Raw genomic sequence first — 11,785 nt, 5'->3', positions numbered from 1 at the left:
GGTTGATAGGCCAGATATGGAAGCCCGGTAACGGGTGGAGTTGACTGGTACTAATAGGCCGAGGGCTTGTCCTCAGTTGCTCGCGTCCACTGTGTGGTTCCCGGGTTGCGAACAGTCGCAGCGTCGGTTGAACCAAGTTCCACTGTTTCATTCTTTTAATTGAAGAGTGTGCTTGTTCGCTAGAACCCGATAGGGTTTCGGTGGTCATAGCGTTAGGGAAACGCCCGGTTACATTCCGAACCCGGAAGCTAAGCCTTTCCGCGCCGATGGTACTGCAGGGGGGACCCTGTGGGAGAGTAGGACGCCGCCGAACAATCTTTGGAGGACCCTTGGTCCCAGCGTTCACGCTGGGGCTGAGGGTCCTTTTTTGTTTTGCCGAAGCGCGCCGGAGTGGTCGGTGCGCGAGAATGTTCGCAGTACCGAAGACAGGAGTCACGTCGATGTCCCCCAACTCTTCCGACGATCGTTCGGAGCGCCGGCCGCAGCGGCGCGAGGGCGGTGACCGCGGCGGATTCCGGCGTGACGACCGTGCCCCGCGCCGGGACGACCGGGGCGGTCGGCCCTCTGGCGGTGGCTTCGGCGGCGGCCGCCGGGATGACCGCGGCGGGAGCTTCCGTCGCGATGACCGTGGTCCGCGCCGTGATGACGACCGTGGTGGTTTCCGTCGGGATGACCGGCGTGACGACCGGCGCGGCAACGACCGTGGCGGCTTCCCCCGCGACGACCGTGCCCCGCGCCGGGACGACGACCGCGGTGGCTTCCGCCGCGACGACCGTCCCGGCTTCTCGCGCGACGACCGCGCTCCTCGCGGCCCCCGCCGCGATGACGACCGCGGCGGCAGCTTCCGTCGCGATGACCGTGGTCCGCGCCGTGACGACGACCGTGGTGGTTTCCGTCGGGACGACCGGCGTGACGACCGTCCGCGTGGCCCGCGTCGCGATGACGACCGTGGCAGCTTCCGGCGGGACGACGACCGCGGCGGGTTCCGGCGTGACGACCGGCGTGGCAACGACCGTGGCGGCTTCCCCCGCGACGACCGTGCCCCGCGCCGGGACGACGACCGCGGTGGCTTCCGGCGTGACGACCGTGCCCCGCGCCGGGACGACGACCGCGGTGGCTTCCGGCGTGACGACCGTGCCCCGCGCCGGGACGACGACCGTGGCGGCTTCCGCCGCGACAACGACCGGCGTGACGACCGCGGCGGCGGCTTCCGCCGCGATGACCGTGCCCCCCGTCGTGATGACGACCGTGGCGGTTTCCGGCGTGACGACCGGCGCGGCAACGACCGTGGCGGCTTCCCCCGCGACGACCGCGGCCCCCGCCGTGACGACGATCGTGGTGGTTTCCGTCGGGACGACCGGCGTGACGACCGTCCGCGTGGCCCGCGTCGCGACGACGACCGTGGCAGCTTCCGGCGGGACGACGACCGCGGCGGGTTCCGTCGCGACGACCGCGCCCCGCGTCGCGACGACCGCCGCGACGGCGACCGGGGTGGATTCCGGCGTGACGACCGCGGTCCGCGCCGGGACGACGACCGCGGTGGCTTCCGCCGGGACGACGACCGTGGCGGGCGCCGCCCGTACGGTGCCGGGCGCGGCCGCGACGACCGGCGGGACGACCGCCGCGACGGCGACCGTGGCGGTTTCCGGCGGGACGACCGCCGGGACGACCGGCGGGACCGGGAGCCGATCAAGCGGCTGCCGATCCCGGACGACGTCACGGGCGACGAGATCGACAAGGATGTACGGCAGGAGCTGCTGAGCCTGCCCAAGACACTCGCCGACGACGTGGCCAGGAATCTGGTCATGGTGGCCAAGCTGCTCGACGAGGACCCGGAGCAGGCGTACGGCTACTCGCGGGTGGCGCTGCGGCTCGCGTCGCGTGTCCCCGCCGTGCGCGAGGCGGCCGGTTTCGCCGCGTACGCCGTCGGGAAGTACGGCGAGGCGCTGGCGGAGTTCCGCGCGTCGCGGCGGATGACCGGCAGTGTGGAGCTGTGGCCCGTGATGGCCGACTGCGAGCGCGGTCTCGGCCGGCCGGAGAAGGCCCTGGCGATGGCCGGTGAGCCCGAGGTGCAGAAGCTGGACCGGGCCGGCCAGGTCGAGATGCGGCTGGTCGCGGCCGGCGCCCGGCGTGACATGGGCCAGACCGACGCGGCCGTGGTGACGCTGCAGAGCTCCGAGCTGGCGTCGAACTCCGTACAGCCGTGGACCGCCCGCCTGCGTTACGCGTACGCCGACGCGCTGCTGGAGGTCGGCCGCGAGGACGAGGCACGCGAGTGGTTCGCCAAGGCGCTGGAGGCCGACCAGGGCGGCACCACGAACGCCTCGGACCGGCTGGCCGAGCTGGACGGCGTGGAGTTCACGGACGCGCTGGAGGACGCGGACGAGGACGAGATCGACGAGGACGAGAACGCGGACGAGGCCCCCGAGGCCGAGGCCGCCGCCTCCGGGCAGCAGGACTCCTCCGAAGGCGGCGCCCCCACGGACGTCCCCCGCGAAGAGCGCCCCGAGCAGGGCTGACGCCATGGCGGCCCCGGCCGCGTGACGGTACATGAGTGAGGGCGGGACCCGGCCGGGTCCCGCCCTCACTCATATGTACGACTCAGACGTACGCGGAGGTCACGCCTCCCCGGCCGGGGCGAAGCGGGCGATCGGGTTCTGCAGCGTGCCGATCAGCTGGAGGGCGCCCGCCGGGTCCTGGAGGTCCACCATCTGCTCGTTGTTGCGCAGCTGGAGGCGGTTCAGGCAGGACAGCGCGAACTCGTCCGCGAACATGTCGTACTGCCGGAACTTGTCGGCGAGCTGCGGGTTGGCCTCCTGGTAGGCGGTCACGCAGTCGGCGACCGTACGCCAGAAGGTGTCCTCGTCCAGCACGTCGTTCGTGACGAGGATGCCGCTCAGGAAGCGGAAGAAGCAGTCGAAGACGTCCGTGAAGAGGGAGAGGAGCTTCTTGTCCTCGGGGACGTCGGCGCGGATGCGCTCGACGGCCGGCGGCAGGACCGCGTCCGGGTCCATGACGGCGATCTCCTCGGCGATGTCCTTGAAGATCGCGCGCTGGACGGTGCCGTCCTCGATGACCAGGATGACGTTCTCGCCGTGCGGCATGAAGACCAGGTCGTACGCGTAGAACGCGTGCAGGACGGGCGTGAGGTAGGCGTCCACGTAGCGGCGGAGCCAGTCCGCGGGCGCCAGGCCGGACTCCTCGATGAGGGCCGCGGCCAGCGAGCCGCCTTCGGGGTCGGTGTGCAGCAGGGACGCCATGGTGGCCACCCGCTGGCCCGGTTCGAGGGTGGGTACCGGGCTCTCGCGCCACAGGGCGGCGAGCATCTTCAGGTACGGGGAGCCCTTGGCGGTGGCAGCCTCGTACTGGCGGTGGTGGTAGCCGATGGCGGCGCGCTCGCGGATGATCGAGAAGCGGGCGGCCCGGAACGTCTCGTCGCTCGCGATCAGGCCCGCCAGCCAGTCGTTGATGGCCGGGGTGGCCTCCATGTAGGCGGCGGACAGGCCGCGCATGAAGCCCATGTTGAGGACCGACAGCGCCGTCTTGACGTAGTGCTTCGACGGGTCGCTGGTGTTGAAGAACGTCCGGATGGACTGCTGCGCCAGGTAGGCGTCGTCGCCGGGGCCGAGGCAGACCAGGTGCTGCTGGGCGACCTCGGCGGCGAAGGTGACGGAGAGCTTGTTCCACCACTGCCACGGGTGGACGGGGATCAGGTGGTAGTCCGCCGGGTCCAGGCCGAGGTCGCGCAGGGTGGTGGCGAACCGCTCCAGGGTGGGGCCGCCCAGCTCGTCCTCGATCAGCCGGTCGTAGTCCAGGCCTTCGCCCGCGGTGAAGGTCGAGCGGTCGCGGCGCGCGGCCAGCCAGATGAGGTGGACGGGGTGCGCGGCCTCGGGGGCGTAGGCGTGGTATTCGTGCACGCCGAAGCCGAGGCGGCCGTTGTTGGCGACGAAGCACGGGTGGCCCTCGGACATCCCCGTCTCGACCGTCTGGAAGTCCGCCTTCGCCAGTTCGGCGGCGGCCCTGGGGCCCGCGGCCAGCTTGTACGCGGTACCGGAGAGGGTGGAGCTGATCTCCTCCAGGTAGACGGGGAGGATGTCGTCGCTGAGGGCGAGGGTGCGGCGCAGCTCGATGAAGAAGTCGAGGGCGTCCAGGGGGACCTCGACGCCGTCGCGGCGGCGGGTGATGTCGTCGGCGTCGATGTGCCAGTGGTCCAGGCTCAGCCGGCGGGCGGTGAAGCGGTACTCGACACGGTCGTCGTCGCTGCGGACGACGTAGTGGCCGTCCTCGGGCAGCCGCTGCGGTGTCAGCAGGCGCTCGTGGGCGAACTCGGCGAGGGCCTTGCGTACGAGGAGGCGGTTGGCGCGCGCCCACAGTTCGGGGGTGAGGTGGCGGACGGCGTCGCGGGCTGTGGTCCCGACAGGGGCCGAGGTGGTGTCCGCGGTGGGGTTCAGCATGGGTTTTCTCCTCGGGCGGCCAGGAACTGGTCGCGGGTGCAGGTGCTCAGGTACGCCTCGCCCTTGGGCAGCGTGACGGTGCGGACGATCTCGAAGCCGACGGCCTTGTTCAGGGCGTGCACCGCGGTGTTGCCGGTGGCCGGTTCGACGACGACGCGCCGGTTGCCGGGCTCGGCGAACAGCATGTCCATGACGGTGGTGATCACGGCGAGGGTGAAGCCGTGCACCGGGGTGTCGGTGGGCGCGGTCAGGAAGTGCATGCCGATGTCGCCGGGCGCGGCCTCGTGGACCTCGGTCACCTCGCGGTGCGCGGGGTCGTAGCGCTCCATCAGGAAGGCGGGGACGCCGTTGTGCAGGCCGATGAAGGCGTCGTGGTAAGGATCGGCGTCGATGCGCGCGAACTCCTTCTCCACGGCTGCCAGGTCCGCGTCCTGCATCATCCAGTAGACGGCTTTGGGGTGGGTGACCCAGCCGTGCAGCAGCTCCGCGTCGCCGGCCGGGTCGACCGGGCGCAGCGCGAACTCGCCGAGCGAGGCGTGGGTGCGGGTGAAGACGGGCGCGGTCATACGGGCGTGACCTCCACGGGGTGGTGCGGACCGGACGGGGCGGCGAACTCCTGGAAGGCGATGGACTTCTCGACCGGGTAGTACTCGCGGCCGAGCAGCTCGCGGATGATGCAGGAATTGCGGTACGCGGCCATGCCCAGGTCGGGGGTGACGAAGCCGTGGGTGTGCAGCTCGGCGTTCTGCACGAAGATGTCGCGGCCCGCGGTGTCGACGCTGTAGTTGCGGGCGACCGCGTAGCGTCCGGCGTCGTCCCAGGCGATGCGGTCGGTGAGCGGGGCGAGGAACTTCGGTGTCTCGTACCGGTATCCGGTGGCCAGGACCAGGCCCTGGGTGGCGAGGGTGAAGTCCTGGCCCTGTTCCTCCTGGCGCAGGCCGAGGGTGTACGTGCCGGAGGCCGCGTCGTAACCGGCTTCGTTCAGTGCCGTGTTGGTGAGCAGCCGGGTGGGGCAGGGGCCGTGCAGGTTCTTCTGGTAGAGCAGGTCGAAGATGTCGTTGATCAGCTCGGAGTCGATGCCCTTGTAGAGGTTCTTGTGCGAGGCGTTGAGCCGGTCGCGGGTGGCCGCGGGCAGCGCGTGGAAGTAGTCCACGTACTCCGGGGACGTCATCTCCAGGGTGAGCTTGGTGTATTCGAGGGGGAAGAACCGGGGGGAGCGGGTGGCCCAGGTCAGGTGGTAGCCGTGGCTGTCGATGTCCTGGAGGAGGTCGTAGTAGATCTCCGCGGCGCTCTGGCCGCTGCCGACGATGGTGATGGAGTCCTTGGCCTGGAGGGCGGCCTTGTTCTCCAGGTAGTCCGCGTTGTGCAGGAGGTCACCGCCGAGGCCCTGGCAGGCTTCGGGGATGTGCGGCGGGGTGCCGGTGCCGAGGACCAGCTTGCGGGCGCGGTAGGTCTTCTTCTCGCCGGTGGGCAGGTGGTCGGCGTGGACGACGTAGACCTGCTCGGATTCGTCGTACTCGACGGTGGTGACCTGGTGGCCGAAGCGGACGGTGTCCAGCTTGGCGGCGGCCCAGCGGCAGTAGTCGTTGTACTCGGCGCGCAGCGGGTAGAAGCTCTCGCGGATGTAGAAGGAGTACATCCGTCCCGATTCCTTCAGGTAGTTCAGGAAGGAGAACGGGGAGGTGGGGTCGGCGAGGGTGACCAGGTCGGCCATGAAGGGCACCTGGAGGGTGCTGGTCTCCAGCATCATGCCCGGGTGCCAGTCGAAGGACGGTTTGTTGTCCAGGAACAGGCCGTCGAGCTCGTCGATGGGCTCGGTCAGGCAGGCGAGGCCGAGGTTGAAGGGCCCGAGGCCGATGGCGATGAAGTCGTGAGGGGCGGACACGTGGGGTCTCCGTTTGCGGGGTGTCGGTCGGCGGCGGGGCCGGTCGGCGGGACGGTCAGCTCGCGGCGCTGAGGGCCGGTTCGGGGCGCGCGGCGAGGTACGCGCCGGCGTGCTCGGCGATCAGGTCGAGGACCGTGGCGATGTCGGCCAGCGTGGTCTCGGGGTTGAGCAGGGTGAACTTCAGGTAGTGGCGGCCGTCGACGACGGTGCCCGCGACGATGGCGTCCCCGGAGGCGAACAGCGCTTCCCTGGCGTGCAGGTTGACCTCGTCGCTCAGCACCGGGTCCCGGTCGTCGGCGTACGGCAGGTAGCGGAAGACCAGGGTGCTGAGCTGGGGCTCGACCACGACCTCGAAGCGCGGGTCGTCGTTGAGGAGTTTCCAGGCGTCGGCGGCGCGGTCCACGACCTCGTCGAAGAGTTCGCCGATGCCGTCGGCGCCCATGGTGCGCAGGGTCAGCCAGAGTTTGAGCGCGTCGAACCGGCGGGTGGTCTGGATCGATTTGTCGACCTGGTTGGGGATGCGGCGCTCGGCCATCCGTGCCGGGTTGAGGTAGTCCGCGTGGTACGTGACGTGCCGCAGGGTGGCGTGGTCGCGTACCAGGACGGCGCTGGAGCTGACCGGCTGGAAGAAGGACTTGTGGTAGTCCACCGTCACCGAGTCGGCGCGCTCGATGCCGTCCAGGAGGGCGCGGCGGCGCGAGACCAGCAGGCCGCAGCCGTACGCGGCGTCCACGTGCATCCAGGCGCCGTACCGGGCGCACAGGTCGGCGACCTCGGGCAGCGGGTCGATGCTGCCGAAGTCGGTGGTGCCGGCGGTCGCGACGACCGCCATCGGGATCAGGCCCTCGGCCTCGCAGCGCGCGAGTTCGGCGGCGAGCGCGTCGGCCCGCATCCGCTTGTCCGGGCCGCACGGCACCGCGATGACGGCTTCCGCGCCGAGGCCCAGCAGGGTGGCGGCCTTCTCGATGCTGAAGTGGCCGACCTGGGAGGCGAGGATGCGCAGCCGGGGCAGGATGTCGGTACGGCGTACCGGAGTTGTGGCGCCCGGGGTGGATTCGTCCGGAACGTTCTCACGGGCCAGGGCGTTGCGGCACGCCTCGTCGCGGGCGAGCAGCATGGCCTGGAGGTTGGACTGCGTACCGCCGCTGGTGAAGATGCCGTCGGCGCGCTCGCCGAGGCCGATGCGCCGGGCGGTCCAGTCGATCAGGCGGCGCTCGATGAGGGTGCCGCCGGCGCTCTGGTCCCAGGTGTCCAGCGAGGAGTTGACCGCGGAGAGCACCGCCTCGCCCACCAGGGCGGGGATGACGACCGGGCAGTTGAGGTGCGCGAGGTAGCGCGGGTGGTGGAAGTAGACCGCGTCGCGGAGGTAGACCTCTTCGAGTTCGTCCAGCGCGGCGGCGGGGTCGTGCAGTGGCTGTTCGAGGTCGATGCCGGCCACGGTGGGGGTCAGGCCGTCGACCGTGACGCCGGTGAAGGGGCGTTCGGTACGGGATATTTTATCCGCTATGCGGTCGACGCCTTCGGCGACGGAGCGGCGGTAGTGCTGGGCGGTGCTGTTGTTGAACAGCTGTGAACGGCTGTCCGGCGCCCCGCTGCGTGCGGTGGGCGACGGGTCCTCGGCGGAGTGCGCGAGGGGACTCATGAACGTGTCCTCCCTGATGCGGACTTGCTCACGTGGGGGGATGCGCATGGAACGCCCGCGCTGGGGCAGGAGACTGTCGCGCAGGGGGGAACGGCTCCATCCGCTTACGTGATGAGGTAAGCCTAACCTAACCTCTGTGGCGGGTGAGCAAGGGGTGCCGTAGCACCGGCGCAGGAAGGCGCGCCGGGCCTCGTACGGGCGTCAGGGAGTCCGGTACGGCCGGAGTCAGGCGTTGTCGTCCAGGACGCGCAGCACCAGACCGGTGGCCGGCTTGGGGCCGAAGGACGTCGACTTGCGCGGCATGGTCACTCCGTCCAGCGCGAGTTGGCGCACCGTTTGCTCCGGTACCGGGCGCAGCAGCACGGCCGTACCGCCGCGCTTCGCCGCTTGCTCGACGGCGTCCCCGGCGCGGTGCAGATAGCTGATCTCCGTCGAGTGGTCACGGACCCGCCACACCTCGTCCAGCAGGACCGAGTGCAGCACGGTGGCGTCCAGCCCGCGCCATGCCGCCGGCCGGTCGCGGCGGACCGTACGGTCGAGCAGTGCCGCGTCGGGCCGGTCCAGCAGACAGAACCGCTCGGGACCCGAGGACAGCAGGAAGGCGTTGCCGTGCGTCTCGTCCAGTGCGGCCAGGGCCGCGTCGAGCGGTCCCTCCACCGGGCGGACGCGGAAGGCGTCACCGACTCCGGCCAGTGCCTCGTCGAGCGGGACGTGCGGCAGCACGCGGTGGATGGCCCGTACCTGGAGCGGATGGCGGGCGGAGTCCACCAGCAGCACCAGCCCGGTCGCCCACGGATTGACAGCGCCGTCGCCGGGGTGCTCGTCGCGCAGCCGCTGGTAGGTGGCCCAGCGGTGGTGCCCGTCGGCGATCAGGGCGTGCCGCAGGGCGAGGTCCTCGTCGACGGCGGCCAGTTCGGCGGGGTCGGTGACGGCCCACAGCCGGTGGGCGAAGCCGTCCTCGGTGGTGGTGGCGAGCAGCGGCGTGGTGAGGACGGTCCGTTCGATGACGCCGGTGGCGCCGTTGCCGGTGCCCTGGCCGACGTAGGACAGGAGCAGCGGCTCGAAGTTGGCGGCGGCCTCGCGCATCAGCGCGGCGCGGTCCTCGACGACCTCGGGGATCACGTCCTCGTGCGGCAGCACGGGACCGTTGAGTTCGAGCGCGCCGATCAGGCCGCGCTGCAGGAGGCCGCCCTTGCTCTGCTCGTACACGTAGAGCGCGGGCCGGTCGTCGGCCGCCAGGACGCCCTGCGCGCGCCAGCGGCGCAGCGTCTCGGCGGCCTGGCGGTGCCGGGTGGCGGGGTCGGGTGCCTGCGGGAGGATCAGCCGCACGATGTTGTACGGGTCGGCCGTTTCGAGGTGGCGCACACCGTCCGGCCGTACGACGACGTCGTACGGCGGCGAGGTGACGGCCGTGAGGCTGCTGACGCGGTCCGGGGCGTAGCGCAGCCCGCGGAAGGGGTGGAGGCGGAGGCCGTCGGTGCTGGTCATTGGGGCATGCTATGCCGCCTCACGGAGTGCGGGATGATCGGGGGGAAACCGTTGTCCGGCTGGATATATCGGTAGGCCGGGTTCCGTTTCGCGGAGCCCGCGGATCCCCCTGAGTACCTGTGTGCAGAAGGAGCGAAACGGCATGAGCGAGCGGGTGCGCAAGCAGCCCGGACAGTGCGAACGGGCACTGAGCGCGGCGTACGACACGGCGCTGCTGGACCTGGACGGAGTCGTCTACGCCGGCGGCTCGGCGATCGACCACGCCGTCGCGTCGCTCACCACGGCCCGGGACGGCGGTATGCACCTGGCGTACGTGACCAACAACGCCTCCCGGACCCCGGACACGGTCGCGGACCAGCTCACCGGATACGGGCTGCCCACCGGCCCGACGGACGTCATCACCTCGGCGCAGGCGGTCGCCCGGCTGATCGCCGGACAGGTGCCCGAGGGCGCACGGGTGCTGGCGGTCGGCGGCGAGGGCCTGCGGGTGGCGCTGCGCGAGCGCGGGCTGGTGCCGGTGGACTCCGCGGAGGACGACCCGGCCGCGGTGGTGCAGGGATTCGACCCGAAACTGGACTGGGAACGGCTGGCGGAAGCCGCGTACGCCGTCCAGCGCGGCGTGCCCTGGTTCGCCTCGAACACCGACCTGACGATCCCGAAGGAGCGCGGGATCGCGCCCGGCAACGGCGCTCTGGTGGAGGTCGTACGGACCGCCACCGGCGGTACGCCCCAGGTGGCGGGCAAGCCGGAGACGCCCATGCACCGCGAGACGGTGCTGCGGACCGGTGCGCAGCGGCCGCTGGTGGTCGGCGACCGGCTCGACACGGACATCGAGGGCGCCTACAACGGCGGCGTGGACTCGCTGCTGGTGCTGACCGGTGTGACCACCGCCGCCGAGCTGCTGGCCGCGCCGCCGCAGCACCGCCCCACGTACGTCGACGCGGACCTGCGCGGCCTGCTCGGTCCGCAGCCGGAGGTGTCCGGGGAGGCGGACGGCGGCTTCCGGTGCGGCGGCTGGACCGCGTCCGTACGGGACGGCGTACTGGCGCTGGACGGTGAGGGCGCGCCGCTGGACGGCCTGCGGGCGCTGTGCGCGGCGGCCTGGACGGCGGCGGGAGACGGCAGTTGCGACGCCGACGCGGGGAAGGCGCTGGCGCGGCTCGGGCTGTGACGCGCGCGCCGCGGCGGGCGGCGCACGAAGGAGGGAGGGGCCTCGCTCGGTGCCGAGCGGGGCCCCTCCCTCGGGTGCGTGTACGGACCGTCGTACTCGCACGGTATGGGGGTCACCTCCGGGGCAGAGCCTGTGCCATGGCTCCGGCCGGGGGTGCGGCGAAGAGTCTCAGTCCTCGTCGGTGGCGGCCGCCGTGCCCGCCACGTACTCCGCGAGCAGGTCCTCCTCGCTGGCGCCGCGCCGCCAGTAGCCGGTGAACTTCACGGCCCGGCGGTCGAACGCGCGCTCCCGCACGAGGTGCCGGCGCAGCGCCTTCACGTTGCCCGCCTCGCCCGCGATCCAGGCGTACGGCGTGCCTTCGGGCAGCTCGGCGGCGCGTACCGCCTCCAGCAGGGCGTCCCGCCCGTCCGCCGACCGCTCGTCGGCCGCGAGCCAGGTGATGTCCGCGTCCGCGAAGGTGGGCAGGTCCTGGCGGTCGGCCGCGTGGGCGACGGACAGGAAGACCTTGGCCTGGGTGCCGGGGGAGAGCCAGGCCAGGATGCCGGCCACCGCGGGCAGCGCCGTCTCGTCGCCGGTCAGCAGGATCCAGTCGGTGCCGGGCGGCGGGCGGAAGTCGACGCCGCCGTTGTCCTCGACGGCCGGGCCGAGGACCGAGACGCGGTCGCCGGGCTCGGCGGACGCCGCCCAGCGGGAGGCCGGGCCGCCGGCCGCGGCGCCCGGGGCGTCCGCGCCGTGGAGCGCGAAGTCCACGTCGATCTCGGCGGGCTCGTGGCGCTGCTCGCGGATGGTGTACGAGCGCATCAGCGGCCGCTCGGCCGGGTCCTGGGCGCGCCAGGCGGGGTACCAGTTCTCGCCCTGGTCGGCGAAGACCGGCGCGGACTGGTGGGCCTGCGGGAGGAAGAGTTTGAAGCGCTGGTCACGGCCGCCGGAGGCCAGTTCGCCCAGCCGTTCGCCGCCGAAGGTGATCCGGACCATGGAGGGCCCGAGCCGCCGGGTGCGCACGACGTGCACGTCGAAGAAGCGGAACGGGGTGGTGGCGGGTGCGGCGGTCGTGGTCATGCGGAGGAACCTCCCGGAACCGTGACTCGGTGACTGCGGTGGGGGCGGGGCGGGTGCCGTTACCGGCCGGTGCGGTGCCGGTGGCG

Annotated in this window: 9 protein-coding genes and 1 rRNA gene; 4 read left to right on the top strand and 6 right to left on the bottom strand. The window is 71.7% G+C overall.

What is annotated here, in order from left to right:
• Positions 1-196 precede the first annotated feature (196 nt).
• The 3 genes from rrf (at position 197) to ACZ4Z1_RS39580 (ending at position 2,519) form a co-directional block, all read left to right on the top strand.
• Positions 197-313: ribosomal RNA gene (gene rrf, locus ACZ4Z1_RS39590) — 5S ribosomal RNA — on the top strand.
• Positions 314-519: 206 nt separating this feature from the next.
• A complete protein-coding gene (locus ACZ4Z1_RS39585) occupies positions 520-1,761 on the top strand; it encodes a hypothetical protein (RefSeq protein WP_468491547.1) in 1,242 nt (413 codons plus the stop codon).
• Entirely contained in the window at positions 1,698-2,519 is an 822-nt protein-coding gene (locus ACZ4Z1_RS39580) for a tetratricopeptide repeat protein (RefSeq protein ID WP_468491546.1), read from the top strand. The genes ACZ4Z1_RS39585 and ACZ4Z1_RS39580 overlap by 64 nt, the downstream gene beginning before the upstream one ends.
• Before the next feature lie 99 nt (positions 2,520-2,618).
• On the opposite strand, the gene ACZ4Z1_RS39575 is transcribed toward ACZ4Z1_RS39580, so the two are convergent.
• The 5 genes from ACZ4Z1_RS39575 to ACZ4Z1_RS39555 form a co-directional block, all read right to left on the bottom strand.
• On the bottom strand, positions 2,619-4,454 hold the full coding sequence (locus ACZ4Z1_RS39575) for an IucA/IucC family protein (RefSeq protein WP_468491541.1): 1,836 nt from the start codon (positions 4,452-4,454) through the stop codon (positions 2,619-2,621).
• A complete protein-coding gene (locus ACZ4Z1_RS39570; RefSeq protein WP_468491540.1) occupies positions 4,448-5,020 on the bottom strand; it encodes a GNAT family N-acetyltransferase in 573 nt (190 codons plus the stop codon). Before ACZ4Z1_RS39570 ends, ACZ4Z1_RS39575 begins: the two co-directional genes overlap by 7 nt.
• Positions 5,017-6,339 carry a lysine N(6)-hydroxylase/L-ornithine N(5)-oxygenase family protein gene (locus tag ACZ4Z1_RS39565; RefSeq protein WP_468491539.1) on the bottom strand — a complete coding sequence of 441 codons (1,323 nt, stop codon included), beginning with the start codon at positions 6,337-6,339 and terminating at the stop codon, positions 5,017-5,019. The genes ACZ4Z1_RS39570 and ACZ4Z1_RS39565 overlap by 4 nt, the downstream gene beginning before the upstream one ends.
• Positions 6,340-6,394: 55 nt before the next feature.
• Entirely contained in the window at positions 6,395-7,981 is a 1,587-nt protein-coding gene (locus ACZ4Z1_RS39560) for a pyridoxal phosphate-dependent decarboxylase family protein (RefSeq protein ID WP_468491538.1), read from the bottom strand.
• A 225-nt stretch (positions 7,982-8,206) separates the two neighbouring features.
• Positions 8,207-9,469, bottom strand: a complete 1,263-nt coding sequence (locus tag ACZ4Z1_RS39555) for a DUF1015 family protein (RefSeq protein WP_468491537.1) — start codon at positions 9,467-9,469, stop codon at positions 8,207-8,209.
• Positions 9,470-9,611: 142 nt separating this feature from the next.
• Here ACZ4Z1_RS39555 and ACZ4Z1_RS39550 point away from each other — a divergent pair, with 142 nt between their 5' ends.
• The gene (locus ACZ4Z1_RS39550) at positions 9,612-10,640 is read left to right on the top strand and encodes an HAD-IIA family hydrolase (RefSeq protein WP_468491536.1); all 1,029 of its coding nucleotides are present in this window, start codon (positions 9,612-9,614) and stop codon (positions 10,638-10,640) included.
• 168 nt (positions 10,641-10,808) lie between these two features.
• Here the strand turns inward: ACZ4Z1_RS39550 and ACZ4Z1_RS39545 are convergent, their stop codons facing one another.
• The gene (locus ACZ4Z1_RS39545) at positions 10,809-11,699 is read right to left on the bottom strand and encodes a siderophore-interacting protein (RefSeq protein WP_468491535.1); all 891 of its coding nucleotides are present in this window, start codon (positions 11,697-11,699) and stop codon (positions 10,809-10,811) included.
• Between the last annotated feature and the right edge of the window lie 86 nt (positions 11,700-11,785).

Source organism: Streptomyces sp. NPDC030165, assembly GCF_055573595.1.
This window is presented reverse-complemented; position numbering and strand designations above follow the sequence as displayed.